General features: G+C 59.7%; 27 protein-coding genes. 3 read left to right on the top strand and 24 right to left on the bottom strand.

Annotated elements, in window-relative coordinates; genetic code table 11:
• Positions 1 to 59: 59 nt before the first annotated feature.
• The gene (gene pdeM / locus CER19_RS09935; RefSeq protein WP_116666286.1) at positions 60 to 710 is read left to right on the top strand and encodes a ligase-associated DNA damage response endonuclease PdeM; all 651 of its coding nucleotides are present in this window, start codon (positions 60 to 62) and stop codon (positions 708 to 710) included.
• A 22-nt stretch (positions 711 to 732) separates the two neighbouring features.
• On the opposite strand, the gene CER19_RS09930 is transcribed toward pdeM, so the two are convergent.
• The gene (locus tag CER19_RS09930; RefSeq protein WP_010212420.1) at positions 733 to 930 is read right to left on the bottom strand and encodes a hypothetical protein; all 198 of its coding nucleotides are present in this window, start codon (positions 928 to 930) and stop codon (positions 733 to 735) included.
• A 108-nt stretch (positions 931 to 1,038) separates the two neighbouring features.
• Entirely contained in the window at positions 1,039 to 1,605 is a 567-nt protein-coding gene (dcd, locus tag CER19_RS09925; RefSeq protein WP_003189215.1) for a dCTP deaminase, read from the bottom strand.
• Positions 1,606 to 1,993: 388 nt separating this feature from the next.
• Between dcd and CER19_RS09920 the strand changes: the two genes are divergently transcribed.
• A complete protein-coding gene (locus CER19_RS09920; RefSeq protein ID WP_002554837.1) occupies positions 1,994 to 2,203 on the top strand; it encodes a cold-shock protein in 210 nt (69 codons plus the stop codon).
• Between the two features lie 210 nt (positions 2,204 to 2,413).
• Here the strand turns inward: CER19_RS09920 and rpoS are convergent, their stop codons facing one another.
• The 8 genes from rpoS to CER19_RS09880 all read right to left on the bottom strand — a co-directional run bounded on the left by rpoS (position 2,414) and on the right by CER19_RS09880 (position 9,537).
• Positions 2,414 to 3,421, bottom strand: coding sequence for an RNA polymerase sigma factor RpoS (gene rpoS, locus CER19_RS09915; protein WP_003189214.1), 1,008 nt, complete (start codon positions 3,419 to 3,421; stop codon positions 2,414 to 2,416).
• 106 nt (positions 3,422 to 3,527) lie between these two features.
• Positions 3,528 to 4,364, bottom strand: coding sequence for a peptidoglycan DD-metalloendopeptidase family protein (locus CER19_RS09910; protein ID WP_003189213.1), 837 nt, complete (start codon positions 4,362 to 4,364; stop codon positions 3,528 to 3,530).
• A gap of 209 nt (positions 4,365 to 4,573) precedes the next feature.
• Complete coding sequence (locus tag CER19_RS09905; protein ID WP_169850588.1) at positions 4,574 to 5,209, bottom strand: protein-L-isoaspartate(D-aspartate) O-methyltransferase; 636 nt, start codon at positions 5,207 to 5,209, stop codon at positions 4,574 to 4,576.
• 41 nt (positions 5,210 to 5,250) lie between these two features.
• Positions 5,251 to 6,000, bottom strand: a complete 750-nt coding sequence (gene surE, locus CER19_RS09900; protein ID WP_014717247.1) for a 5'/3'-nucleotidase SurE — start codon at positions 5,998 to 6,000, stop codon at positions 5,251 to 5,253.
• Positions 5,988 to 7,046 (bottom strand): tRNA pseudouridine(13) synthase TruD, encoded by a 1,059-nt coding sequence (gene truD / locus CER19_RS09895; RefSeq protein ID WP_116666285.1) that lies wholly within the window; start codon positions 7,044 to 7,046, stop codon positions 5,988 to 5,990. Before truD ends, surE begins: the two co-directional genes overlap by 13 nt.
• Positions 7,043 to 7,516 carry a 2-C-methyl-D-erythritol 2,4-cyclodiphosphate synthase gene (gene ispF / locus CER19_RS09890; protein WP_003189207.1) on the bottom strand — a complete coding sequence of 158 codons (474 nt, stop codon included), beginning with the start codon at positions 7,514 to 7,516 and terminating at the stop codon, positions 7,043 to 7,045. Before ispF ends, truD begins: the two co-directional genes overlap by 4 nt.
• Before the next feature lie 54 nt (positions 7,517 to 7,570).
• A complete protein-coding gene (gene fghA / locus CER19_RS09885) occupies positions 7,571 to 8,416 on the bottom strand; it encodes an S-formylglutathione hydrolase (protein ID WP_116666284.1) in 846 nt (281 codons plus the stop codon).
• An 8-nt stretch (positions 8,417 to 8,424) separates the two neighbouring features.
• Positions 8,425 to 9,537: an S-(hydroxymethyl)glutathione dehydrogenase/class III alcohol dehydrogenase gene (locus tag CER19_RS09880; protein WP_014717243.1), complete on the bottom strand. Its 1,113-nt coding sequence runs from the start codon at positions 9,535 to 9,537 to the stop codon at positions 8,425 to 8,427.
• Positions 9,538 to 9,646: 109 nt separating this feature from the next.
• Here CER19_RS09880 and CER19_RS09875 point away from each other — a divergent pair, with 109 nt between their 5' ends.
• Positions 9,647 to 10,546 carry a LysR substrate-binding domain-containing protein gene (locus CER19_RS09875; RefSeq protein WP_116666283.1) on the top strand — a complete coding sequence of 300 codons (900 nt, stop codon included), beginning with the start codon at positions 9,647 to 9,649 and terminating at the stop codon, positions 10,544 to 10,546.
• A gap of 106 nt (positions 10,547 to 10,652) precedes the next feature.
• Here CER19_RS09875 and ispD read toward each other — a convergent pair whose 3' ends face one another.
• The 14 genes from ispD to CER19_RS09805 all read right to left on the bottom strand — a co-directional run bounded on the left by ispD (position 10,653) and on the right by CER19_RS09805 (position 26,837).
• The gene (gene ispD, locus CER19_RS09870) at positions 10,653 to 11,360 is read right to left on the bottom strand and encodes a 2-C-methyl-D-erythritol 4-phosphate cytidylyltransferase (protein WP_116666282.1); all 708 of its coding nucleotides are present in this window, start codon (positions 11,358 to 11,360) and stop codon (positions 10,653 to 10,655) included.
• Complete coding sequence (gene ftsB / locus CER19_RS09865) at positions 11,357 to 11,635, bottom strand: cell division protein FtsB (RefSeq protein ID WP_003189195.1); 279 nt, start codon at positions 11,633 to 11,635, stop codon at positions 11,357 to 11,359. The genes ispD and ftsB overlap by 4 nt, the downstream gene beginning before the upstream one ends.
• A 171-nt stretch (positions 11,636 to 11,806) precedes the next feature.
• A complete protein-coding gene (eno, locus tag CER19_RS09860) occupies positions 11,807 to 13,096 on the bottom strand; it encodes a phosphopyruvate hydratase (RefSeq protein WP_003189193.1) in 1,290 nt (429 codons plus the stop codon).
• A 157-nt stretch (positions 13,097 to 13,253) separates the two neighbouring features.
• Positions 13,254 to 14,099: a 3-deoxy-8-phosphooctulonate synthase gene (gene kdsA / locus CER19_RS09855; RefSeq protein ID WP_003189190.1), complete on the bottom strand. Its 846-nt coding sequence runs from the start codon at positions 14,097 to 14,099 to the stop codon at positions 13,254 to 13,256.
• A 5-nt stretch (positions 14,100 to 14,104) separates the two neighbouring features.
• On the bottom strand, positions 14,105 to 15,736 hold the full coding sequence (locus CER19_RS09850) for a CTP synthase (RefSeq protein WP_003189189.1): 1,632 nt from the start codon (positions 15,734 to 15,736) through the stop codon (positions 14,105 to 14,107).
• A gap of 273 nt (positions 15,737 to 16,009) precedes the next feature.
• The gene (gene tilS / locus CER19_RS09845) at positions 16,010 to 17,329 is read right to left on the bottom strand and encodes a tRNA lysidine(34) synthetase TilS (protein ID WP_116666281.1); all 1,320 of its coding nucleotides are present in this window, start codon (positions 17,327 to 17,329) and stop codon (positions 16,010 to 16,012) included.
• A 174-nt stretch (positions 17,330 to 17,503) separates the two neighbouring features.
• Positions 17,504 to 18,451 carry an acetyl-CoA carboxylase carboxyltransferase subunit alpha gene (locus CER19_RS09840; protein WP_003189182.1) on the bottom strand — a complete coding sequence of 316 codons (948 nt, stop codon included), beginning with the start codon at positions 18,449 to 18,451 and terminating at the stop codon, positions 17,504 to 17,506.
• A gap of 129 nt (positions 18,452 to 18,580) precedes the next feature.
• On the bottom strand, positions 18,581 to 22,102 hold the full coding sequence (dnaE, locus tag CER19_RS09835) for a DNA polymerase III subunit alpha (protein WP_116666280.1): 3,522 nt from the start codon (positions 22,100 to 22,102) through the stop codon (positions 18,581 to 18,583).
• Positions 22,103 to 22,178: 76 nt separating this feature from the next.
• The gene (rnhB, locus tag CER19_RS09830) at positions 22,179 to 22,805 is read right to left on the bottom strand and encodes a ribonuclease HII (protein ID WP_165861621.1); all 627 of its coding nucleotides are present in this window, start codon (positions 22,803 to 22,805) and stop codon (positions 22,179 to 22,181) included.
• Positions 22,806 to 22,807: 2 nt separating this feature from the next.
• A complete protein-coding gene (gene lpxB, locus CER19_RS09825; RefSeq protein ID WP_116666278.1) occupies positions 22,808 to 23,947 on the bottom strand; it encodes a lipid-A-disaccharide synthase in 1,140 nt (379 codons plus the stop codon).
• A 2-nt stretch (positions 23,948 to 23,949) separates the two neighbouring features.
• The gene (lpxA, locus tag CER19_RS09820) at positions 23,950 to 24,726 is read right to left on the bottom strand and encodes an acyl-ACP--UDP-N-acetylglucosamine O-acyltransferase (protein ID WP_032893181.1); all 777 of its coding nucleotides are present in this window, start codon (positions 24,724 to 24,726) and stop codon (positions 23,950 to 23,952) included.
• Complete coding sequence (fabZ, locus tag CER19_RS09815; protein ID WP_003172281.1) at positions 24,723 to 25,163, bottom strand: 3-hydroxyacyl-ACP dehydratase FabZ; 441 nt, start codon at positions 25,161 to 25,163, stop codon at positions 24,723 to 24,725. Before fabZ ends, lpxA begins: the two co-directional genes overlap by 4 nt.
• A gap of 111 nt (positions 25,164 to 25,274) precedes the next feature.
• Positions 25,275 to 26,330 carry a UDP-3-O-(3-hydroxymyristoyl)glucosamine N-acyltransferase gene (lpxD, locus tag CER19_RS09810; RefSeq protein WP_116666277.1) on the bottom strand — a complete coding sequence of 352 codons (1,056 nt, stop codon included), beginning with the start codon at positions 26,328 to 26,330 and terminating at the stop codon, positions 25,275 to 25,277.
• Between the two features lie 3 nt (positions 26,331 to 26,333).
• Positions 26,334 to 26,837, bottom strand: coding sequence for an OmpH family outer membrane protein (locus tag CER19_RS09805; RefSeq protein WP_003189173.1), 504 nt, complete (start codon positions 26,835 to 26,837; stop codon positions 26,334 to 26,336).
• Positions 26,838 to 26,854: the final 17 nt, after the last annotated feature.

Below are 26,854 nucleotides of genomic sequence, written 5' to 3'. Positions count from 1 at the left end.
GAGCGCATCGCGCGGATGGTCAAGGACCTGGAAAAAGTCGCCGACAAAAGGCAAGGCTGATGCATTACCCACTGACGCTGGAAGGTGAAGAGCTATGGCTATTGCCGGAGAAAGCTGTGTACTGGCCCGCGCGTAAATGTTTGCTGATCGCCGACGCGCATTTTGGCAAGGCGTCGGCCTATCGCAGCCTGGGGCAGCCGGTGCCACAGGGCACGACGACGGCCAACCTGGAACGCCTGGACAGGCTGTTATCGGCCCTGCCCTGCGCGCAGTTGATCTTTCTCGGCGATTTCCTGCACGGCCCCGGCTCTCACGCCAGCGGCACCCTGAACGCAATCCGGGCCTGGCGTGAGCGCAATCGCACCCTGGCCTTGATCTTGATTCGCGGCAATCACGACAAACGTGCCGGCGACCCACCACTGGACTTGGGCATCGACGTGGTCGCGGAGCCTCTGCTGATGGGCCCTTTCGCCTTGCAACATGAGCCCGACGCCCATGCCAGCCATCATGTAATGGCGGGGCATGTGCATCCGGTGTACCACTTGCGCGGTAAAGGGCGCCAACGGCTACGCCTGCCGTGCTTCCAGGTGGGCATGCGGGTAAGCCTGCTGCCAGCCTTTGGCGCGTTTACAGGGGGTTATGCCGTGGAGCAGGCCCAGGACTGCCGAATCTATGTAATCGGCGATCACAAGGTCTGGCCGATTCAATGAATCCATAAGGCCTGCTCAGGTATCAGGCAACAGGCGCGGGTGGCGGCTCGTCCGGTAAGGTCGGCTCACCCGGTTCGGTAGGCTGTGGGTAATCAGGTTCGGGTTGACCAGGGATGCCACCCGCATAGGCGGGGTCGGCCATCAAGGACCAGGCCAGAACACCAATCTGGTTGGGTTCAAGCCGGGCGAGTTCTGCGCTGATTCGCGGGTCGATCTTCATAAGGTACTCCTCAAGTATGGCCAGGCGCGTTTCACACGCGCCGAAGCAGTACACCTAGATAGAGTCACTTTCTGCAGACAAATTCCCTTTACCCGTAGGCGCTTTCGATCAAGCGCGTGGGAGAGTGACGCCGCGTTGGCCCTGATACTTGCCCGCACGGTCTTTGTAGGACACTTCACAGGCCTCATCGGACTGCAGGAACAGCATCTGTGCCACGCCTTCGTTGGCGTAGATTTTCGCCGGCAAAGTGGTGGTGTTGGAAAACTCCAGGGTGACGTGCCCTTCCCACTCAGGCTCGAGCGGCGTGACGTTGACGATAATGCCGCAGCGGGCATAGGTGCTTTTACCCAGGCAAATGGTCAACACGTCGCGAGGAATACGGAAGAATTCCACGGTGCGCGCCAGGGCGAAAGAGTTGGGCGGAATGATGCACACGTCGCTCTTGACGTCGACGAAGCTCTTTTCGTCGAAGTTTTTTGGATCGACGATCGCCGAATTGATGTTGGTGAACACCTTGAATTCATCGGCGCAACGCACGTCGTAGCCATAGCTGGAAACGCCGTACGAAATCACGCGCTCGTCGCCTTCGCCACGAATCTGGCGTTCGACGAACGGCTCGATCATGCCGTGTTCCTGCGCCATGCGGCGAATCCACTTGTCCGATTTGATGCTCATGGCGGTGTCCTGAATAGCGAGGCGAAAAAAATCTGTGGGCCATCTTACCGGGGCCGGCGTTGGGGTTCAAAGGCCGCACCGGTTTTCTTGATCAATGCACTGCCGGTTATAAGCCTCAGCCAGCGTGGCCGGGGCCCGGATGGCGGGCGCCAATGACTGTAAATACCACCGCCAGTCACGAAAATAGAGAAACCTTCGGAAATACCATTGGCACGTTCCGGAAAAAGGGTTAAGGTGGCGCCACTGTGCTGCTTGTGTCACTGAGAATCTCTACACGATATGTTGAATTTCGATCCAACCATCTCCAAGAATTTTTCCTGCTCTTTGCACTCAGTCTCGGCCAGGGCTTTTCCTGAGTCGCAGTTAACTTTGTCCAAGGAGATACACCATGTCTAATCGCCAAACTGGTACCGTTAAGTGGTTCAACGATGAAAAAGGCTTCGGCTTCATCACTCCACAATCCGGTGACGACCTGTTCGTTCACTTCAAAGCTATCCAATCCGACGGCTTCAAAAGCCTGAAAGAAGGCCAACAGGTTTCTTTCATCGCTACCCGCGGTCAGAAAGGCATGCAAGCTGAAGAAGTTCAAGTTATCTAACTTGTACTGACTTAGTCGAAAAAACCCCGCCCTTAAAAGCGGGGTTTTTTTATGCCTGGATTTCGGGATACACCTGAACGAAAGCCAGGCACAAAAAATGTGGGAGGGGGCTTGCTCCCGAATGCGGTGTATCAGTCAACACATCCAGCGACTGTCACACTGCATTCGGGAGCAAGCCCCCTCCCACATTCAAGCATTCAAGCTGCGTTGCTACTGGAACAACGACTCACTCGACAAGCCATTCTTCTCGAGGATCTCACGCAAGCGCTTGAGGCCTTCTACCTGGATCTGCCGCACCCGCTCACGGGTCAGACCAATCTCCAGACCTACATCCTCCAGGGTGCTGCTCTCATGACCGCGCAGGCCGAAGCGGCGAATCACCACTTCACGCTGCTTGTCCGTGAGCTCTGACAGCCACTGGTCAATACTTTGGGAAAGATCATCGTCCTGCAACAGCTCGCAAGGGTCTGTCGGACGATCATCGGTCAGGGTGTCCAGCAGGGTCTTATCCGAATCCGGCCCCAGCGAGACATCGACCGAAGACACACGCTCGTTAAGGCCCAGCATGCGCTTGACCTCCCCTACCGGTTTTTCCAGCAGGTTGGCGATTTCTTCAGGCGAAGGTTCATGATCGAGTTTTTGCGTCAGCTCACGCGCCGCCCTCAGGTAGACGTTGAGCTCCTTGACCACATGGATCGGCAACCGGATCGTGCGGGTCTGATTCATGATCGCCCGTTCGATGGTCTGGCGAATCCACCAGGTGGCATAGGTGGAGAAACGGAAGCCCCGCTCAGGGTCGAATTTCTCCACAGCCCGGATCAAGCCCAGGTTGCCCTCCTCGATCAGGTCCAGCAGGGACAGCCCACGATTGACGTAGCGTCGGGCGATTTTCACCACCAGGCGCAGGTTGCTTTCAATCATGCGCTTACGCCCAGCCGGATCGCCCTTTTGCGACAGACGCGCAAAATGGACTTCTTCTTCGGGGGTCAACAGAGGGGAAAAGCCGATTTCATTGAGGTACAGCTGGGTCGCGTCAAGCGCCCGCGTGTAGTCAACGTACTTGTGCTGCTTCAATGCAGCAGCATTCTTGGATTTGGTGCGAACTGAAGGTGGTGATACCCCTTCATTATCTGACATCGTTTCCAAATCGATGCCGGCCTCCATAAGGAGAACCTCATCGTCGATGTCAAACTCCGGCACTTCTTTACTGAGAGCCATTGTTATAGTCCTTTGGTGAGTTCGACCTCAAGCTCAAGCGACGCCTCTATCCTTGGCAACGCTGGAGCCTGTTCCTTCTACGTGAGGGAACAGGCTGTGCAACACATCAACGACGGGGCAGGAATTGCAGCGGATCTACAGGCTTCCCTTGGCGGCGAATCTCAAAGTGCAGTTTCACCCGGTCTGTGCCCGTTGACCCCATTTCGGCAATCGTCTGTCCGACCTTGACCTGCTGCCCCTCCCGAACCAACAACCTGCGGTTATGACCGTAGGCACTGACGTAGGTATCGCTGTGTTTGATGATGACCAGCTCGCCGTAGCCCCGCAAACCACTCCCGGCGTACACCACTGTCCCATCAGACGCAGCTAAAACAGGCTGTCCCAAATCCCCGGCGATATCAATGCCTTTATTCAAACTACCGTTTGAAGAGAATTTTCCAATCAACACTCCGTTTGAAGGCCATCCCCAACCGGTCGGCGCAGGCCCGGCAGGTGGCAACGGCGCGGGTGCCGGCTTGCTCGCAACCGTAGGCGTGGCGCTGCCTGCAGGCCGAGTGATGATGGTGGTCTTGCTCGAGGACGAGGGCGAAGAACCCGACTTTGTCACAACTGCCGTAGGTGCAGAACCTGAGCGACCATCGAAACGAATGGTCTGCCCCGGATGGATCGTATACGGCACAGGAATGTTGTTACGGGCGGCCAGCGCCTTGTAGTCCCAGCCATAACGGAAGGCAATCGAGAACAGGGTGTCGCCTTTGCGCACGACGTATTGGCCGGTGGTCACCGTGGGTCGCTGGGGGGTTGCGTTGGTACGGTCAACGACCCGTGCACCGCCGGATGGCGTGCTCGAGCAGGCTGCCAATAAGGAACTCAAGACAAGGCCAAGCACCAGTCGCTGAAAGCTTGTTTTACTCATTCGCTGCGCAGGACCTGTGAGACTCACCCGCCGCTCCCTTTGTGGTGGCTGAACGTTAACGCCTGGATCAGGCTTGAAATATGACGCAAGTATAACTGGGCATTGGCTTTTTACTGGCACATGACTGAAAGGAAAAATTCATCATGTTTAATCGTGGCTGCCAGGCATGTTGATTCAATAGACCCCGCCGTAAGACACATCCCCGCCTACAGAATTCACTGCGCGCGAATAAATGATCAGGCCAACGGGCCGTTGAGCAAGGGTACGAAACGCACAGCACCGAGTACATGCCGGGAAAAGCCTTCGTCCTCGCGGATAATAAGCATCAACTGTTGCACTTCGCCGGAGCCCACCGGGATGACCAAACGCCCGCCAGGCGCCAATTGATCCAGCAAGGCTTGCGGCACATCGGTGGCCACCGCGGTGACAATAATACCGTTGTAGGGCGCCAGTGCCGGCCAGCCCTCCCAGCCATCGCCCCAGCGGAATACCACGTTGCGCAGGTTCAGCTCCACCAGACGCTCTTTGGCCCGGTCCTGCAGCACCTTGATGCGCTCGACCGAAAACACCCGCTCTACCAATTGCGACAGCACGGCCGTCTGGTAACCGGAGCCGGTGCCGATCTCCAGCACCTTGTCCAATGGCCCCGCCGCCAGCAACAGTTCGCTCATGCGCGCGACCATATAGGGCTGGGAGATGGTCTGGTTGTGACCGATGGGCAACGCCGTGTCTTCATAGGCGCGATGCGCCAGGGCTTCATCGACAAACAGGTGCCGCGGCGTGCGCCGGATCACTTCCAGCACCTGTGCGTTGGACAAGCCTTCTTCATACAGACGCTGGATCAACCGCTCCCGGGTGCGCTGGGAGGTCATCCCGATGCCACGGCGCAACAGGTCGTCTTGTTCACGAGCCATCAACGCAGTCCCTCCAGCCAGCCGTCAAGGCCACTGAAGGCATCACTGAAGGTGCGATCAAACAGCAACGGGGTAACGGAGACATAGCCTTGCATCACCGCATGAAAGTCCGTGCCCTCGCCGCCATCTTCGGCGTCACCGGCCGCGGCGATCCAGTATCCTTCCTTGCCGCGTGGGTCGACCACCTTCAAGGGCGCCGCCGCACGGGCGCGATGGCCCAGGCGCGTTAGTTGGATACCACGAATATGGTCGAGGGGCAGGTTGGGGATATTGACGTTGAGCACCGTACGCGGCGGCAGGTCCAGGGAGCCATGGGCCTCCACCAGCTTGCGCGCGTAATACGCCGCCGTCGCCAGGTTATCCAATTGCCGCGAGGCAAAGGAAAAGGCAAAGCCGGTGCGACCCAGGAAGCGCCCTTCAAGGGCGGCCGCCACGGTGCCGGAATACAGCACGTCATCGCCCAGGTTGGCGCCCAGGTTGATCCCCGAGACCACCAGGTCTGGCTGGTGCTCCAGCAAACTGTTGATTGCCAGGTGCACGCAGTCGGTGGGGGTGCCGTTAACGCTGATAAAGCCATTGGCCAGGACCCGCGGGTGCAGCGGACGGTCGAGCGTCAGCGAACTGCTGGCGCCGCTCTTGTCCTGGTCGGGGGCAACCACCACGCACTCGGCGTAATCCTGCAGCGCAGCATGGAGCGCGGCAAGACCGGGTGCGGTGGCACCGTCATCGTTTGATATCAGAATACGCATGGGCTGTCCGTCTGCCCCACCGGCACCAGATCAACAAGCTCGCGCACCAAGACAGTGGCGAAGCATCCGGCCGGCAGGACGAATTCCAATTGCAGAATGTCAGGCCCGGGATAATGCCACGTCACCCCGCCAATGGGCAGTCGCAGAATGCGACGTTCCTGGCTCATTCCCGCCTTCACCAGCCAATCACGTAGGTCAGCTTCGCCAGCGGCGACAGATTGTTCCAGTTCGTATGTAAGACCTTTCGCCGGCGAATCACCTTCGCCCCACTGCGGGCCGGTGGGATGCAGGTCCAGGATCGCCAGGCGCGGGTCACTGCATTCAGCTTCCCCGGCCGGAAAAAAACTGCGACTGTCGGTAAACGCCAGCAGATCGCCGACTTGGGCACGCTGCCATGAACCGTCGGCGACGCGGGCGGCCAACACTTGGTTGAATAGGTAACTGCGAGCGGTGGACAGCAAGCGCGAGCGCACGTTGCGCTGCTCGGGCAGGGCGTTGCGGGCAGCCCACTCGCGAGCATCCACCACGTTGCCGCCGTTGTGGCCAAAACGCTGGGCGCCAAAATAATTGGGAATGCCGTGCCGGGCAATCAACTGCAAACGTGCGTCGATGGCAGCGGTGTCGCCGGCCAGCTGGGTCAGACGCAGGGTGAACCCGTTGGCCGAATGGGCACCGCGTTGCAACTTGCGCTTGTGACGGGCGGTTTTCAGGATCTTGAGGGTGTCGTTTTCTGCGCCGCTCATGTCCGGGTCGGCCTTGCCGGGCAATTGCACGCTGAACCACTGGCGGGTCAAGGCCTGACGGTCCTTGAGCCCGGCATAGCTGACGGTGCGCAACGGCACGCCAGCGGCTTTGGCGATACGCCGTGCGGCTTCCTCAGTGTTCAAGCCGCGCTTTTCCACCCACAGCCACAGGTGCTCGCCATCGCCGGTCAGCGGGATGTCCAGCACCTCATCAACCTGGAAGTCTTCGGCCGTGGCCTTGAGTACCGCGCTGCCCAGGGCCTCGCCATAGGCCCGCGGGCCCAGCAGTTGCAGGTCGTTCATGCGCGCAGCAACAAGGCGACGGAGTGCACCGCAATGCCCTCTTCACGACCGGTAAACCCGAGCTTTTCGGTGGTGGTGGCTTTCACGTTGACTTGATCCAATTCAATTTGCAGGTCTGCGGCGATCGCTGTGCGCATCGCTTCGATATGGGGGGCCATTTTTGGCGCCTGGGCGACGATGGTGTTATCGACGTTGCCGACCTTCCAGCCCTTGGCATGGATCAGGCCGACCACATGGCGCAGCAACACACGGCTGTCCGCGCCCTTGAAGGTGGGGTCGGTGTCCGGAAAGTGCTTGCCGATATCGCCCAATGCTGCCGCGCCGAGCAAGGCATCGCTCAAGGCGTGCAAGACTACGTCGCCGTCGGAATGAGCCAGCAACCCATGGTGGTGTGCAATGCGCACGCCGCCCAGGGTGATGAAATCGCCTTCAGCGAAACGGTGCACATCGTAGCCGTGGCCAATACGCATAAAAAAACGCCCCGATTTAATTCAGGGCGTGATTCTACCTACTTTTGCCTCAGATTAACCGAGCAAAGCACGACCATGATGCCGCAAATGGTCTTCGATGAAGCTGGCGATGAAGAAGTAGCTGTGGTCGTAGCCAGGCTGCAGGCGCAGTTCCAGCGGATGGTTGGCTGCCTTGGCCGCTTGCAGCAGGGCTTCAGGCTTTAGCTGAACGGCGAGGAAATCGTCGCGATCGCCTTGATCCACCAACAGCGGCAACTTTTCCGAGGCCTCGCTGATCAGCACGCAGGTATCCCATTCACGCCACTTCGAGCGCTCTTCACCCAAATAACGGGAAAAGGCCTTCTGGCCCCACGGACAGTCCATCGGATTGTTGATCGGCGAAAATGCCGACACCGAAAGGTAACGTCCAGGGTTGCGCAGCGCACAGACCAACGCACCGTGACCGCCCATAGAGTGGCCGCTGATGCCGCGTTTATCCGACGCAGGGAAATGCGCCTCCACCAGTGCCGGCAATTCCTGCACCACGTAGTCATGCATCCGATAGTGCTTGGCCCAGGGTTCCTGGGTGGCATTCAAGTAGAAGCCGGCGCCGAGGCCGAAGTCCCAGGCATTGTCCGGGTCGCCCGGCACGCCGGGGCCACGGGGGCTGGTGTCCGGCGCGACGATAATCAAGCCCAGCTCGGCGGCCATGCGCTGGGCGCCGGCCTTCTGCATGAAGTTTTCGTCGGTACAGGTCAAACCGGACAGCCAATACAACACCGGCAGCTTGCCGCCCTGCTCCGCTTGCGGCGGCAGGTAGACGGCAAAGGTCATGTCGCAACCGAGCACATCGGAATGATGCTTGTAGCGTTTATGCCAGCCGCCGAAGCTCTTCTGGCATGACAGGTTTTCCAGACTCATGGCCGACCTCAGAAGTGAATGACGGTACGAATGCTCTTGCCTTCATGCATCAGGTCAAACGCTTTGTTGATATCTTCCAGGCCCATGGTGTGGGTGATGAAGGTATCCAGCGGGATTTCACCGGACTGAGCCATTTCCACGTAGCTTGGCAATTCGGTACGTCCGCGCACGCCACCAAACGCCGAACCACGCCAGACGCGCCCGGTGACCAGCTGGAATGGGCGAGTGGCAATTTCCTGGCCAGCACCGGCCACACCGATGATCACCGATTCGCCCCAGCCTTTGTGGCAGCACTCAAGGGCCGCACGCATCAGCTGCACATTGCCGATGCACTCGAAGGAGAAGTCCACGCCGCCGTCAGTCAGGTCGACAATCACGTCCTGGATCGGGCGGTCGTAGTCTTTCGGGTTGATGCAATCGGTAGCGCCCAGTTGCTTGGCGATTTCGAACTTGGCCGGGTTGATATCAATGGCGATGATGCGCCCGGCCTTGGCTTTGACCGCACCGATAATCGCCGACAGACCAATGCCGCCCAGACCGAAGACGGCCACGGTGTCGCCCGGCTTGACCTTGGCGGTGTTGATCACCGCACCGATACCGGTGGTGACACCGCAACCGAGCAGGCAGACTTTTTCCAGCGGCGCTTCTTTAGGAATCTTGGCCACGGAGATTTCCGGCAGCACGGTGTACTCGGAGAACGTCGAGGTGCCCATGTAGTGGAAAATCGGCTGGCCCTTGTAGGAGAAACGCGTGGTGCCATCCGGCATCAAGCCCTTGCCCTGCGTGGCGCGAATGGCCTGGCACAGGTTGGTCTTGCCACTCAGGCAGAACTTGCACTTGCCGCATTCCGGGGTGTACAGCGGGATCACGTGATCGCCCACAGCGACCGAAGTCACGCCTTCGCCGATGGCTTCCACCACTGCGCCGCCTTCATGGCCGAGGATCGACGGAAAAATGCCTTCCGGGTCTGCACCCGACAAGGTGTAGGCGTCGGTGTGGCACACGCCGGACGCGACCACCCGCAGCAGCACCTCGCCAGCCTTGGGCATGGCGACATCCACTTCAACAATCTCAAGGGGCTTCTTGGCTTCGAAGGCTACGGCGGCGCGGGACTTGATCATCCGGGTTTCTCCATCGGGTTAAAAACTGAGGCTGTGAGTGTAAAACATCGCCCATTGATGAATAATCCGGACCAAAGCAAAACATTATTGCCGTACAGGGACAATCAGAATGCTGGAGAACCGCTGGGAAGGCATTGACGAATTTGTGGCGGTGGCCGAGTGCAGCCAATTCACGGCGGCGGCCGAACGGTTGGGCGTATCGTCCTCCCATGTCAGCCGGCAAGTGGCGCGCCTGGAAGAACGCCTGCAAACCCGATTGCTGTACCGCAGTACGCGCAAGGTGACCTTGACCGAAGCCGGTCAGACCTTCCTGCAGCACTGCCAACGCCTGCAGGACGGTCGCGAGGAAGCGTTGCGAGCGGTGGGCGACCTGACCAGCGAACCCAAGGGCATGTTGCGCATGACCTGCGCCGTGGCCTATGGCGAACGTTTTATCGTGCCGCTGGTGACACGGTTCATGGCGCACTATCCGCAACTGCGCGTGGACATCGAGTTGACCAACCGCTCGCTGGACCTGGTCCATGAAGGCCTCGACCTGGCCATCCGCCTGGGACGCCTGCAAGACTCGCGCATGGTTGCCAGCCGCCTGGCGCCTCGACGCATGTACCTGTGCGCGTCGCCCTCCTACCTCGAACGATACGGTCGGCCACACAGCTTGTCGGAATTGAGCCGGCATAACTGCCTGATTGGCAGCTCGGATATCTGGCAAATGGCCCAGGACGGGCGCGAATTTTCCCAGCGCGTGCAGGGCAATTGGCGCTGCAACAGTGGGCAAGCGGTGCTGGATGCGGCGTTGCAAGGCATGGGCTTGTGCCAGTTGCCGGATTACTACGTGCTGGAGCATCTGCACAGCGGGGCGTTGGTGTCGTTGCTGCAGGCTCATCAACCGCCGAATACTGCCGTGTGGGCGCTGTATCCGCAGCAGCGGCATTTGTCGCCGAAGGTGAGGAAGCTGGTGGATTTCTTGAAGGTGGGTTTGGCGCAGAGGCCGGAGTACAGCGGGTTGTAATGGGGTGTTTGGGCCGGCCTCTTCGCGAGCAAGCCCGCTCCCACATTTGACCGTGCTCCTACCCTGTGCGGGCTTGCTCGCGAAAGGCGCGACTCGGTGTGACAGGTTACCGCCGGTTAGCCCAGCGCAACTTCAACCACTCCAAGTCTTCCGGCCGAGTCACCTTGATATTGTCCGAACGCCCTTCGACCAGGCGCGGCGCCTGCCCGGACCATTCCATGGCCGACGCTTCATCGGTGATCACCGCATCGGCCACCAGACTGTCGGCCAAGGCGCGATGCAAAGCGCCCAGGCGAAACATCTGCGGCGTGTAAGCCTGCCAGATCAGGCTGCGATCAATGGTGTCCACCACACGGCCATGCTTGTCGACACGCTTGAGGGTGTCGCGCGCCGGCACCGCCAGCAGGCCGCCTACCGGATCGTCAGCCAGTTCCGCCAACAATTTGTCGAGGTCATCACGGCTCAGGTTAGGCCGCGCAGCGTCGTGCACCAACACCCAGTCGTCATCACTTGCGCCCAGGGCGTTGAGTTGCAGCAGCGCATTGAGTACCGAGCCGGACCGTTCCGAGCCCCCGTCGGCACGCTGGATACGCGGGTCATTGGCGCATGCCAAGGTGGGCCAATAAGGATCGTCAATTGCAAGACTGACCACCAGGCCCTTGAGGCGTGGGTGGTCGAGAAAACAGCCGAGGCTGTGTTCGAGAATAGTGCGCCCGCCCAATTGCAGGTACTGCTTGGGACGGTCTGCGGCCATACGGGCACCGACGCCCGCGGCAGGAATCACGGCCCAGAAGGCCGGTAAATCGTGGCTCATTGGGCCAACTGGTAGAGGGTCTCGCCCTCCTTAACCATGCCCAACTCATGGCGAGCCCGCTCTTCAACGGTCTCCGTGCCTTTTTTCAGCTCAAGCACTTCAGCGTCGAGGACGCGGTTACGCTCCAGCAGGCGTTCGTTTTCGGCACGCTGGTCGGCAATTTGCTGGGTCAACTCTTCCACCTGCGCAAAGCTGCCATTACCGACCCATAGGCGGTACTGCAGGCCAGCCAGCAACAAGAGCAAGACGAGGAACAACCAATTGGGACTGCGCATCGAAATCCGGGTATCCAGTGAAAAAAGACAGTCATGCAAACCTTTTGCAGCAACTGATAGCACAAAGCCTGGAAAAACCAGGCTTGCGCTTGTCAGTCAGCAGATTAGCGCCGAAATTCACACTTTCGTGAAATTTCTGACGCAACCCGCCGACTTTTTACCATTTACTGCTTAGCCGCGAAACTCACCGCGACCGTTGTACTTGGCTTTACCTGCCAATTGCTCTTCGATGCGCAGCAATTGGTTGTACTTGGAGACGCGATCGGAACGGCACAGGGAACCGGTCTTGATCTGGCCCGCCGAAGTACCCACGGCCAGGTCGGCAATGGTGGAGTCTTCGGTTTCGCCGGAGCGATGGGAGATCACGGCGGTGTAGCCCGCGGCCTTGGCCATCTGGATGGCTTCCAGGGTTTCGGTCAAGGTGCCGATCTGGTTGAACTTGATCAGGATCGAGTTGGCGATCTTCTTGTCGATGCCTTCTTTCAGGATCTTGGTGTTGGTCACGAACAAGTCGTCACCCACCAACTGGATTTTCTCGCCGATCTTGTCGGTGAGGATTTTCCAGCCATCCCAATCGGACTCGTCCAGGCCATCTTCGATCGAGATGATCGGGTAGCGCTGGGTCAGGCCCTTCAGGTATTCAGCAAAACCTTCTGAGTTGAACACCTGGCCTTCGCCGGACAGGTTGTACTTACCGTCTTCATAGAATTCGCTGGCGGCGCAGTCCAGGGCCAGGGTCACGTCGGTGCCCAGCTTGTAGCCAGCGTTGGCCACGGCTTCGGAGATGACTTTCAGTGCATCTTCGTTGGAGGCCAGGTTCGGCGCGAAACCACCTTCGTCACCTACGGCAGTGCTCAGGCCACGGGCCTTCAGTACAGCCTTGAGGTGATGGAAAATCTCGGTGCCCATGCGCAGGCCTTCGGAGAAGGACTTGGCGCCCACCGGCTGCACCATGAACTCCTGGATGTCGACGTTGTTATCCGCGTGCTCGCCACCGTTGATGATGTTCATCATCGGTACCGGCATCGAGTAGACGCCCGGGGTTCCGTTCAGGTTGGCGATGTGCGCGTACAACGGCAGGTCCTGGTCCTGCGCAGCCGCCTTGGCAGCCGCCAGGGATACCGCGAGGATGGCGTTAGCGCCGAGGCTACCTTTGTTTTCAGTGCCGTCGAGCTTGATCATCGCGTGGTCCAGGGCTTTCTGATCCAGCGGGTCCTTGCCCAGCAACAGGTCACGAATCGGACCGTTGATGTTGGCTACAGCCTTGAGTACACCCTTGCCCAGGTAACGGCTCTTGTCGCCATCACGCAGTTCCAGCGCTTCGCGCGAACCGGTGGAAGCACCGGACGGCGCGCAGGCGCTGCCGATGATGCCGTTATCGAGAAGCACGTCGGCTTCGACGGTGGGGTTGCCACGGGAGTCGAGAACTTCACGACCTTTGATGTCGACGATTTTTGCCATTGTTGTAAACACTCCAAAGTTGACGAAAACGACGCAGCTGAAGGAAATTTTTTGACCGACCGCAAGGGTGGAACAACGGGGCAGGCTTGCAGACGACAAGGCTCAGGCCCGGGGGCCTGAGCGTAAAGCGTGGGAAATTCTACCGGAGAAATGCCAGTTACGCGGTCTCTACCGTCGGAAAACTCTTGACCAGCTCGTCCAACTGCTTGAGTTGGGCCAGGAATGGCTCCAGCTTGTCCAGGCGCAGGGCGCATGGGCCGTCGCACTTGGCGTTGTCCGGGTCTGGGTGAGCTTCAAGGAACAGGCCCGCCAGCGACTGGCTCATGCCCGCCTTGGCCAGGTCCGTCACTTGGGCACGACGCCCCCCAGCGGAGTCCGAACGACCACCGGGCATTTGCAGCGCGTGGGTCACGTCGAAGAACACCGGGTACTCGAACTGTTTCATGATGCCGAAACCGAGCATGTCCACCACGAGGTTGTTATAGCCGAAGCTCGAACCCCGCTCGCAGAGGATCAACTGGTCGTTACCCGCTTCCACGCACTTGCTCAGGATGTGTTTCATTTCCTGGGGCGCAAGGAACTGGGCTTTTTTGATATTGATCACAGCGCCGGTCTTGGCCATGGCGACCACGAGGTCGGTCTGGCGCGACAGGAAGGCCGGCAACTGGATGATGTCGCACACCTCGGCGACCACGGCAGCCTGCTCAGGCTCGTGGACGTCGGTGATGATCGGCACGCCGAAGGCTTGCTTGATGTCCTGGAAGATCCGCATGCCTTCTTCAAGGCCCGGGCCGCGATAGGAGGTTACGGACGAACGGTTGGCCTTGTCGAAGCTGGCCTTGAAGACATAAGGGATACCCAGTTTCTGGGTGACCCGAACGTACTCCTCACACACCTGCATCGCCATGTCGCGGCTTTCCAGCACGTTCATGCCGCCGAACAGCACCATGGGCTTGTCGTTGGCAATCTCGATGTCGCCTACGCGAATGATCTTCTGGGCCATCAGGTTTACGCCTTCTTCTGATGTTGCGTCAGTGCTGCTTTGACGAAACCACTGAACAACGGGTGACCGTCGCGCGGTGTCGAGGTGAACTCCGGGTGGAACTGGCAGGCCACGAACCACGGATGATCCGGTGCCTCGACCACTTCAACCAGCTTGCCATCACCGGAGCGGCCGGAGATTTTCAGGCCAGCTTCTTTGATCTGCGGCAGCAGGTTGTTGTTCACTTCGTAGCGGTGGCGGTGACGCTCGACGATCACGTCCTTGCCGTAGCAGTCGTGTACCAGCGAGCCGGCTTCCAGCAGGCAGTCCTGTGCACCCAGGCGCATGGTGCCGCCCAGGTCGGACGTTTCGGTACGGGTTTCAACGGCGCCGGTGGCGTCTTCCCACTCGGTGATCAGGCCCACGACCGGATGGCCGCTGCTGTGATCGAACTCGGTGGAGTTGGCGTCTTTCCAGCCCAGCACGTTACGGGCGAACTCGATAACGGCCACTTGCATGCCCAGACAGATACCCAGGTACGGCACCTTGTTTTCACGGGCGTACTGCACGGCAGTGATCTTGCCTTCCACGCCACGCAGGCCGAAACCGCCCGGCACGAGAATCGCGTCAACGCCTTCGAGCAGCGCGGTGCCCTGGTTCTCGATGTCTTCGGAATCGATGTAGCGCAGGTTGACCTTGGTACGGTTGCTGATACCGGCGTGGCTCATGGCTTCGATCAGCGACTTGTACGCGTCCAGCAACTCCATGTACTTACCGACCATGGCGATGGTGACTTCATGCTCAGGGTTGAGCTTGGCGTCGACAACCGCTTCCCACTCGGACAGGTCGGCACCGCCGCACTGCAAGCCGAAACGCTCGACCACAAAATCATCCAGCCCCTGGGAATGCAGGATGCCCGGGATCTTGTAGATGGTGTCGGCGTCTTCCAGGGCAATCACCGCACGCTCTTCAACGTTGGTGAACTGCGCGATCTTGCGGCGCGAGGAAATGTCGATCGGGTGATCGGAGCGGCATACCAGCACATCCGGCTGCAGGCCGATGGAACGCAGTTCCTTGACCGAGTGCTGGGTAGGCTTGGTTTTGGTTTCGCCGGCAGTGGCGATGTAGGGCACCAGTGTCAGGTGCATCAGCATCGCGCGCTTGGCGCCGACTTCGAAACGCAACTGGCGGATGGCCTCGAGGAACGGTTGGGACTCGATGTCACCCACGGTGCCACCGATCTCGACCATTGCCACGTCGGCATCGCCTGCACCCTTGATGATGCGGCGCTTGATTTCGTCGGTGATGTGCGGGATCACCTGGATGGTTGCACCCAGGTAGTCACCACGGCGCTCTTTGCGCAGCACGTGCTCGTAGACACGGCCGGTGGTGAAGTTGTTGTTCTGGGTCATGGTCGTGCGGATGAACCGCTCGTAGTGGCCCAGGTCCAGGTCGGTCTCGGCGCCGTCGTGGGTGACGAACACTTCACCGTGCTGGAACGGGCTCATGGTGCCCGGGTCAACGTTGATGTATGGGTCCAGCTTGAGCATGGTGACCTTAAGTCCCCGCGCCTCCAGGATGGCCGCCAATGAAGCGGAGGCAATGCCTTTCCCCAATGAAGAAACAACACCGCCCGTGACGAATATGTAGCGCGTCATGAAAAACCCTAGAAGTCTGCGTTAAAGCGGTCCGAGCCGCCGGGGAAAGCGAAGGAAGGCCGAAGCCCCCGATCACCTGCATTAATCACAGTGCACCTTTCAAAAAAACCGCCGCGTTGTGACAGACCAGCAATGAAACACCGGTACGTTGATCGCTACACATTTTTTGGAATCGCCCAGCAAAGACTGCTTGGTAATCGGCAACGACTGCGATTCAGGCGAATCCACAGAAGTTGTATCAAGAAGGGAGCGTAGTCTACCGGAAAGGCGCTATCAGCTCAAACCTTGATCGCAGGTCTGTGGCAACCAATCCAATTGCACCTCACCCACCGACCTGGTCCATGCCCCCGCAACGCTTGGCACAACCAGCAATTGCTCGCCCCGATAGACCAGCGGCAATCTGCCACGGGCAAAGCCCGGCATGCCGCTTTCATTCAGCAGACGCTTGAGATCCCGCCGGCCTCGGCCCGGTACGTCGATGATTTCGCCACCCTGGCGATAACGAACCTGCAGCGGGCCTTCAGGGGCCTTGCCGATAAATCTCAGTTGACCATTGCCCGTTAACTCTAGTGGATTTTGCGGATCGGGCCAGCTCACCGACGCGTCGGAAAACTCCGACCATGTTGAGGGCAGCCACCAGATGCGTTCACCACTACGCTGTATTTGGCCGTCGGCCAGGCGCCACAGAGGCTGTGCGTCACGCTTGGCGTCGCGCAGGGCATCCCAACCAGCCCAGTGATCGCTGTCGGGTAAACGGGTCAGTGGCGTGAGCCAATGCCGCAGGGCGTTACGCTGGCGGGCATCGGACAATTCACGCAATGGTTCAAGCGCCAGGGACTGCAGAGGCAACCAGGGAAACGCAGAAGGCTGATCGGCACGCTGCAGGTCCATCAGCGCCAAGTCGTCGAGCAGCCCTTGAGCCTCAGCCATGTGCTCAGCCGTGCGAGCCAGGTGGGTGATCACCTTGGGCCAGCGTTCCGTCAGGGCGGGGAGTACACGGTGACGCAGGTAATTGCGGGAAAACCGGGGATCAACGTTGGAGGGGTCTTCGATCCACTGCAACTGATGCTGCTGCGCGTAGGCGTCCAGTTCGCTACGGGAGAACGCCAGCAACGGCCGCACCAAGCAGCCTTGGGCCAAGGGGCGATGCTCAGGCATAGCCGCCAACCCTCGCACACCGGCGCCACGCAGCAGGCGAAACAGCAGGGTTTCGGCTTGATCGTCGCGATGCTGGCCGGTGAAAAGCACCTCCCCTGCCCCCATGACCTGCATGAACGCTTGGTAGCGCGCATCGCGCGCCGCACGTTCAAGGCTCGCGCCGGGCCTCACCTGCACACGCATGACGCGCAAAGGTACACCCAGGCTGTCGCAGACCGATTGGCAATGAGCGGGCCACGCATCGGCAGCAGCTTGCAGGCCATGGTGGATATGGACGGCGCTGACAGGAGGCAGGTTTTCGATTTTGGCCAGTGAGGCCAGGAGGTGCAGCAGGACGGTGGAGTCGAGACCGCCGGAGAACGCGATATGCCAGGCCGGCGCGTTGCGCCAGGGGGCCAGGGTGTGCAGGAGTGTGGCCGGCAGGGTTGGTTTCATCACACGTCACCGCCGCAAAGCTGGAATACGTTCGTCAGCATACACAAAGCAAATGTGGGAGCCGGGCTTGCCCGCGATGCAGGCACCTTGGTGTATCAGTGATACCAAGGTGATGCTATCGCAGGCAAGCCAGCTCCCACACAAGCCAGCTCCCACATTGGGTACAGCGTCGGCTTAGAGGCCGTAGCTCATCAGGCGCTCATAACGACGAGCCAGCAGCGCTTCGTTATCCAGCTTCTTGAGCATCGCCAGTTGCGAACCCAACTCGGCACGGATGGTCGCAGCAGCAGCAGCCGGATCACGGTGAGCGCCGCCCAGTGGCTCGGCGATGACCTTGTCCACGATACCCAGGCCTTTGAGGCGATCGGCGGTGATGCCCATGGCTTCGGCAGCGTCCGGCGCCTTTTCGGCGGTTTTCCACAGGATCGAGGCACAACCTTCCGGCGAGATCACCGCATAGGTCGAGTACTGCAACATGTTCAGTTGGTCGCACACGCCAATGGCCAGTGCACCGCCGGAACCACCTTCACCGATCACGGTGGCGATGATCGGGGTTTTCAGGCGGGCCATGACGCGCAGGTTCCAGGCAATCGCTTCGCTCTGGTTACGCTCTTCGGCGTCGATACCCGGGTAGGCACCCGGCGTGTCGATGAAGGTCAGGATCGGCATCTTGAAGCGCTCGGCCATTTCCATCAGGCGGCACGCCTTGCGGTAGCCTTCCGGGCGCGGCATGCCGAAGTTGCGGCGTACTTTCTCGCGCACTTCACGGCCTTTCTGGTGACCGATCACCATCACCGGCTGGTCGTCCAGGCGAGCGATGCCGCCCACGATGGCCGCGTCGTCGGAGAAGTGACGGTCGCCGTGCAACTCGTCGAACTCGGTGAAGATGTGTTCGATGTAGTCCAGGGTGTAGGGACGGCGCGGGTGGCGAGCCAGGCGCGCGATCTGCCAGCTGGTCAGCTTGCCGAAGATATCTTCGGTGAGCGTGCTGCTCTTGTCTTGCAGGCGAGCGATTTCATCGCCGATGTTCAGCGAATTGTCATTGCCGACCAGGCGCAGCTCTTCGATCTTGGCTTGCAGGTCAGCGATCGGCTGTTCGAAATCAAGAAAATTCGGGTTCATAAGCGTCCGTCTTGGGTCGACGGCCAAGGGGTGCCTGGCCAGCCGGTTGTCTATTCGCGCCCTACCTTAAGGGAGAGGCGCGTTTAGGTCGAGATTAAATGTTTAGTCGAGATCAGATCTATCTGGCCGTCAACGGTATTGGAGGAAGACGTTGTCTCGCCCGAACTGGTCACGCAATGCTTGAATCAAGCCATCAGCGGGATCAATTCGCCACGTCTCACCAAACTGCAACATGGCCTTGGCATCGCTGCCGGTGTACTCCATGGTCACCGGGCACGCGCCCCGGTGGCGTTTGAGCAGGTCACCCAACCAGCGTAGCTGATCGCCTTTGAGCGCTTCGGTCTTGACCTTCAGGCGCAGGCTCTCGGCCAGGTTGGTGCGGGCATCTTCCATGCTCATCACGCGCTTGATGCGCAGGCGCAGGCCACCGGAGAAGTCATCATTGCTGACCTCCCCTTCCACCACCACCATGGCGTCGGTCTGCAGCAACGACTGGGCGGAGTGAAACGCATCGGCAAACAATGACGCTTCGATGCGGCCCGAGCGGTCATCGAGGGTGATGAAGCCCATCTTGTCGCCCTTCTTATTTTTCATCACCCGTAGGGCGATGATCATACCGGCGACGGTCTGGGTATCCCGCGCCGGTTTCAGGTCGATGATGCGCTGACGGGCAAAACGGCGGATTTCGCCTTCGTACTCGTCAATCGGGTGACCGGTAAGGTACAGGCCCAAGGTGTCTTTCTCACCCTTGAGGCGCTCCTTGAGGGTCAGTTCCTTGGCCTTGCGATGGTTGGCGTAGACATCCGCATCTTCTTCGACGAACAGCCCGCCAAACAGGTCGGCGTGGCCACTGTCATGGGTACGGGCGGTCTGTTCGGCGGCCTTGATCGCTTCTTCCATGGCGGTCAGCAGCACCGCGCGGTTGCGGTCGATATTGGCCTGGTAAGCCTTCGGCTCATCATGGAAATACGGACCAAGACGGTCGAGTGCACCACTGCGGATCAGGCCGTCGAGGGTACGCTTGTTGATGCGCTTGAGGTCAACGCGTGCGCAAAAGTCGAACAGGTCCTTGAACGGCCCGTCCTGACGCGCTTCGGTAATGGCCTCGACCGGACCTTCGCCCACGCCTTTGATCGCGCCGAGGCCATAGATGATGCGGCCTTCGTCGTTCACCGTGAACTTGAACTCCGAAGCGTTCACGTCCGGCGCGTCGAGGCGCAGCTTCATGGTGCGCACTTCCTCGATCAAGGTCACGACCTTGTCGGTGTTGTGCATATCCGCCGAGAGTACCGCCGCCATGAACGGCGCCGGGTAGTGGGCTTTCAGCCAGGCGGTCTGGTACGACACCAGGCCGTAGGCGGCGGAGTGGGATTTGTTGAAGCCATAACCGGCGAATTTTTCTACCAGGTCGAAGATGTTCCCGGCCAGGTCGGCATCGATGTTGTTAGTCGCGCAGCCCTCAATGAAACCGCCACGCTGCTTGGCCATTTCCTCGGGCTTTTTCTTACCCATGGCGCGACGCAGCATGTCCGCACCACCGAGGGTGTAGCCAGCCATCACCTGGGCGATCTGCATCACCTGTTCCTGGTACAGGATGATGCCGTAGGTCGGTGCCAGTACGGGCTTGAGGCCCTCGTACTGGTAGTCGGAGTGCGGGTAAGCCAGCTCGGCACGCCCGTGTTTACGGTTGATGAAGTCATCCACCATGCCCGATTGCAGCGGGCCCGGACGGAACAGGGCCACCAGTGCGATCAAGTCTTCCAGGCAGTCGGGCTTGAGCTTTTTGATCAGCTCTTTCATGCCTCGGGATTCAAGCTGGAACACTGCGGTGGTTTCGGCTTTTTGCAGCAGGCTGTAGGTCGGTTTGTCATCCAGCGGGATAAACGCGATATCCAGCGGTTCTTCGCCGACCTTGGCACGGTCGCGGTTGATGGTCTTGAGCGCCCAGTCGATGATCGTCAGGGTCCGCAGGCCGAGGAAGTCGAACTTCACCAGGCCGGCGGCCTCCACATCGTCCTTGTCGAACTGGGTGACCAGGCCGTCGCCTTCTTCATCGCAATAGATCGGCGAAAAGTCGGTGAGTTTGGTCGGGGCGATAACCACGCCACCGGCGTGTTTACCGACGTTACGCACCACGCCTTCGAGCTTGCGCGCCATGTCCCAGATTTCGGCGGCTTCTTCATCGACCTTGATGAAGTCGCGCAGGATTTCTTCCTGCTCATAGGCTTTTTCCAGGGTCATGCCGACTTCGAACGGGATCATCTTCGACAGGCGGTCCGCCAAACCGTAGGACTTGCCCTGCACCCGCGCCACGTCGCGGATTACCGCTTTGGCGGCCATGGAACCGAAGGTGATGATCTGACTTACCGCGTTGCGGCCATATTTTTCGGCCACGTACTCAATCACGCGGTCACGGCCATCCATGCAGAAGTCGACGTCGAAGTCGGGCATGGAAACCCGTTCCGGGTTCAGGAATCGTTCGAACAGCAGGTCATATTCCAGCGGGTCAAGGTCGGTGATCTTCTGTACGTAAGCCACCAGCGAACCAGCACCTGACCCCCGGCCGGGGCCTACCGGTACACCGTTGTTTTTGGCCCACTGGATAAAGTCCATTACGATCAGGAAGTAGCCGGGGAACCCCATCTGGATAATGATATCCAGCTCGAAATTCAACCGATCGACATACACCTGGCGCTTGGCGTCGTAGTCCTCGGTGGTGTCCTTGGGCAGCAGGACGCTGAGGCGTTCCTCCAGGCCATCGAACGACACTTTGCGAAAGTACTCGTCGATGGTCATGCCATCGGGAATCGGGAAGTTGGGCAGGAAGTGTTTACCCAGTTTCACTTCGATGTTGCAGCGCTTGGCGATCTCGACGGAGTTCTCCAGGGCCTCGGGCAAATCGCTGAACAGCTGCGCCATTTCATCGGCGCTTTTGAGGTACTGCTCTTCGCTGTAGTTCTTGGAGCGGCGCGGGTCATCCAGGGCCCGGCCTTCGCCGATGCACACGCGGGTCTCGTGGGCTTCGAAATCTTCTTTCTTGATAAAGCGCACATCGTTGGTCGCCACCAGCGGTGCACCCAGCTTATCGGCCAGGGTTACGGCAGCGTGCAGATGCTCTTCATCGTTGGGGCGGTTGGTGCGCTGGACTTCCAGGTAGAAACGGCCTGGGAACACCTGCATCCACTCACGCGCCAGTACTTCGGCTTCCTGAGGGTTGCCGCCCAGCAGCGCGATACCAATTTCGCCCTCTTTGGCCGCCGAGAGCATGATCAGGCCTTCGCTGGCTTCGGCCACCCACTCGCGCTCGATGATGATCGGGCCGTTACGCTGGCCGTCGATAAAGCCACGGGAGATCAGTTCGGTGAGGTTGCGATAACCCACGCCGTTCATCGCCAGCAGGCTGATGCGGCTCAGGGGGTTATCCGGGTCTTTGTTGGACAGCCACAGATCGGCGCCACAGATCGGCTTGATGCCGGCGCCCATGGCGTTCTTGTAGAACTTGACCAGGGAACACATGTTGTTCTGGTCGGTAACCGCGACCGCAGGCATGTTCATGCCCACCAGGGTTTTGACCAGCGGTTTGATCCGTACCAGGCCGTCGACCAGGGAGTACTCAGTGTGCAGGCGTAGATGAACGAATGAAGCCGGCATAGTGATCCTGTCTTGATACATGAAAACAACAAGGCCCGGATTGTACCGGGCCTGGGTAAAAACATCAGCCTTGCCGCTAAACCTCGATCAGACTTTCACGGGCCTCATAAGCCTGGCGTACCGGGGCAAACGAGCGGCGATGTATCGGGGTGGGGCCGAGCCGAGCCAGAGCTTCCAGATGAACGGGCGTCGGGTAGCCTTTATGGCCACCAATGCCGTAGCCGGGATAGATCAATTCGAACGCGGCCATTTCACGGTCGCGGCTGACCTTGGCCAGGATCGAGGCGGCGGCAATGGCGGGGACCTTACTATCACCCTTGACCACCGCTTCGGACGGCATTGACAGCTTGGGGCAGCGGTTACCGTCGATCATCGCCATTTTCGGGGTGATGTGCAGCCCTTCCACAGCACGCTGCATCGCCAGCATGGTGGCGTGCAGGATATTCAGTTCATCGATTTCTTCGACTTCAGCCCGGGCGATATGCCAGCTCAGGGCTTTTTCACAGATCTCGTCATAGAGCTTTTCGCGACGGGCTTCGGTGAGCTTCTTCGAATCGTTGAGCCCCAGGATCGGGCGGTTCGGATCAAGGATCACCGCCGCCGTAACCACTGCGCCACACAGCGGGCCGCGCCCGACTTCGTCAACACCCGCCACCAGTTCGTGGGCTTGGGCAACGAGGCTGAAATCCAGGCCCATTTGCATGGTCATAAGGCTTCCTGTTTATGGCCGATCAAGGTCAACACGGCGTCGGCCGCCTGGTTCGAGGCATCACGGCGTAACGTGCGGTGAATATCGTCGAAACCACGGGTCTGCTCTTCGCCGCCGTCAATCAAGGGTAATAGGGTTTGCGCAAGCGCTTCGGGCGTTGCATCGTCCTGCAACAACTCCGGCACCAGCAGGCGCTGGGCCAGCAGGTTGGGCAAGGAAATGTAAGGGCTCTTGACCATGCGCTTGAGGATCCAAAAGGTCAGTGGCGCCAGGCGATAGGCCACGACCATCGGGCGCTTGTACAGCAAGGCCTCAAGCGTGGCGGTGCCCGAGGCGATCAACACCGCATCGCAGGCTGCCAGGGCCAGGTGGGACTGGCCATCGAGCAGGGTCAACGGCAGGTTGCGACCTTCCAGCAGCGTTTCGATCTGCGCACGGCGTTGTGGACTGGCGCAAGGCAGCACAAAGCGGATTCCCGGCTTTTGCGTCTGGAGACGCTCGGCGGCATCAAAAAACAGCGCTCCCAAACGTCCTACCTCGCCGCCACGGCTCCCTGGCATCAGCGCAACCAAGGGGCCATCGGGCAAGCCCAGCTCGGCACGCGCAGCCGCACGATCAGCTTGCAAGGGAATGGCGTCAGCCAGGGTGTGGCCGACAAACCGCACCGGCACGCCCTTCTCTTCGTAGAACCGGGCTTCGAATGGCAGCAAGGTCAACATCAGGTCGCAGCCTTCGCGGATTTTCAACACCCGCTTCTGGCGCCACGCCCACACGGATGGGCTGACGTAGTGCACGGTCTTGATCCCGGCCTGGCGCAACTTGAGTTCGATATTGAGCGTGAAATCCGGCGCATCGATGCCGATAAAGACGTCAGGCTTTTCTTCGATCAGCGTCTTGATCAGCAGCTTGCGGCGAGCCAGCAGCTCACGCAGGCGCCCCAAGACTTCCACCAGCCCCATGACTGACAGGCGCTCCATGGGGAAGTAGGAGGTCAGGCCTTCGGCCTGCATCAACGGGCCACCGACGCCGATAAATTCCACCGCCGGATGCTGGGCCTTGAGCGCCCGCATCAAGCCAGCACCCAGGATATCGCCGGAAGCTTCACCGGCCACGAGCGCAATACGCAAAGTGGCCATGATCAGCGGGTGATGCCGCGAGTCGAGGTCTGGATAGAGTCACGGAACACCGCGACTTCCGGGAACTGCGTGGCAGGCTCGGCCAACTCGGCCAGGGCCTGCTCTACGGTCAACCCTTGGCGGTAAACCGTCTTGTAGGCACGGCGCAGGGCGTGAATGGCTTCTTCGCTGAAACCGCGACGACGCATGCCTTCGAAGTTCATGCTACGGGCTTCGGCAGGGTTGCCGAACACCGTCACGAACGCCGGGACATCCTTGCCGATGGCGGTGCCCATGCCGGAAAAGCTGTGGGCACCGATGTGGCAGTACTGATGCACCAGGGTAAACCCGGAGAGGATCGCCCAGTCATCAACGTGCACATGGCCTGCCAACGCAGTGTTGTTGACCAGGATGCAATGGTTGCCGATCACGCTGTCATGGCCGATGTGCGCATAGGCCATGACCAGGTTGTGATCACCCAAGGTGGTTTCGGCGCGATCCTGCACGGTGCCGCGGTGAATGGTGACGCCTTCACGAATGATGTTGTGGTCACCGATTACCAGGCGTGTTTCTTCACCCTTGTACTTCATGTCCGGGGTGTCTTCGCCTACCGAGGAAAACTGGTAGATACGATTGTGTTTGCCAATGCGGGTCGGACCCTTGAGGATCACGTGCGGCCCGATGACAGTCCCCTCGCCGATTTCAACACCTGCGCCGACGATCGACCAAGGGCCGACCTCAACGTCGGCGGCCAGTACGGCCGACGGATCGATGATTGCGCGAGGGTCAATCAAACTCATAGTTTGCGTTCCGCACAGATGATCTCGGCAGAGCACACCGGCTTGCCATCTACCGAGGCCTGGCATTCGAACTTCCAGATCTGGCGCTTGCAACTGATGAACTTGGCTTCCAGGATCAACTGGTCACCCGGGGTGACCGGGTTGCGAAAACGCAGCTTGTCCGAACCCACGAAATAGTAAAGCGTGCCGTCGGCAGGCTTGAGGTCGAGCATTTTGAAACCAAGGATACCGGCAGCCTGGGCCATGGCTTCGATGATCAACACACCTGGCATGATTGGATGCGCAGGAAAGTGACCATTGAAGAATGGTTCGTTGATGCTGACATTCTTGTAGGCACGAATGCGCTTTTCCTCGACGTTGAGGTCCACTACGCGGTCCACCAGCAGGAACGGGTAACGGTGAGGCAGGTATTCGCGAATCTCGTTGATGTCCATCATTTCGGGGGGAAGCCTGTAATAAAGATTGGGGGCGGGCGCACCAGGCGCACGCCCCGCTAGCAAATCAAGGAGGCTGTCTAGCGGCCGCGCACACTTGATATGGAAATGGTATCAGCCTTCTGATGAAGCATTACCGCCGGGGGTCACGTCCCCGACACGCTTTTCAAGCTGTTTGATACGTCGTGCCATGTCGTCGATCTTCCTCAAACGCGCGGCACTCTTGCGCCATTCGGCCGCAGGTTGCATCGCGGTACCGGACGAGTAGGCCCCTGGCTCTGTGATCGAGTGGGTCACCATGGTCATGCCGGTGATGAAGACGTTGTCGCAAATATCGATATGCCCCACCAGCCCTACGCCACCGGCGAGCATGCAATGCTTGCCGATCTTGGTGCTGCCGGAAATACCCACGCAGGCGGCCATGGCGGTGTGATCGCCAATCTGTACGTTGTGGGCGATCTGGATCTGGTTATCGAGTTTCACACCGTTACCGATCACGGTATCGGCCAGGGCCCCGCGATCCACAGCAGTGTTCACACCGATCTCCACATCGTCGCCGATCAGTACGCCACCGACCTGGGCGATCTTGTGCCAGATGCCCTTGGCATTGGCAAAGCCGAACCCCCCACCGCCGATCACGGCGCCCGACTGGATGACCACACGCTGACCGATACGCACATCGTGGTAAAGGGTCACACGGGGAGCCAGCCAGCCATCGGCACCAATTTCGCAGCGCGCGCCAATGAAACAATGGGCACCCACAGTGACGCCCGCACCAATACGCGCCCCACTCTCGATCACGGCAAACGCACCGATGCTGGCGGCAGGGTCAACCTGGGCATCATCGGCGATCTCGGCAGACGGGTGAATACCGCCGGCCGCCTTCGGCTTGGGATCGAACAGGTGCGACGCCTTGGCGTACGACAGGTACGGGTCGGCCACCACCAGCGCATCCCCGGTAAACCCTTCGGCGTCAGCGGCCTTCAGCAACACGGCTGCGGCCTGGCAGTCGACCAGGTATTTACGGTATTGAGGATTTGCGAGGAAGCTCAACTGAGCTGGGCCAGCCTCCTGCAAGGTGGCTAGCCCAGTGATTTCTTTCTCCTTGGAGCCACGCAAAGTGGCCCCGAGGAACTCGGCCAACTCGCCGAGTTTGATAGTCGCTGTCATGGTTTACTTCAGCTGGTTCATGCGCTCGATCACCTGGCGGGTGATGTCGTATTGAGGCTTGACGTCGATCACGGCGCCACGCTCGAACACCAGGTCAAAGGCACCCTTCTTGATGACTTCTTCCACAGCGCTGTCCAATTTCGGCTTGAGCTGCTTGAGCATTTCGCGGTCGGCCACAGCCTTGGCTTCGTTTAGTTCCTTGGATTGGAACTGGTAGTCACGGGCCTTTTGCTTGAATTCAAGCTCCAGACGCTCGCGCTCGCCTTGCTGCATCTTGTCGCCACCGGCAACCAGGCGGTCCTGGATACCCTTGGCGCTGCTTTCCAGCGTCTTGAGCTTGGTCAGCTGCGGACCGAATTTCTTCTCGGCATCCACGGCGTATCTCTTGGCCGCATCGGATTCCAGCAGGGCCATCTGATAGTTCAGGACCGCGATTTTCATTTCGGCGAAGGCCGGGGTGGTGACCAGCACAGTGGCCAGCAAGACCAATTGAGTCAACTTACGCACGATGTACTCCTACAGAA

This window comes from Pseudomonas sp. GL93 (assembly GCF_003408955.1).
Classification (GTDB): domain Bacteria; phylum Pseudomonadota; class Gammaproteobacteria; order Pseudomonadales; family Pseudomonadaceae; genus Aquipseudomonas; species Aquipseudomonas paracarnis.
Note: the sequence above shows the minus strand (reverse complement) of the source record. Positions and strands in the feature narration are given on the sequence as shown.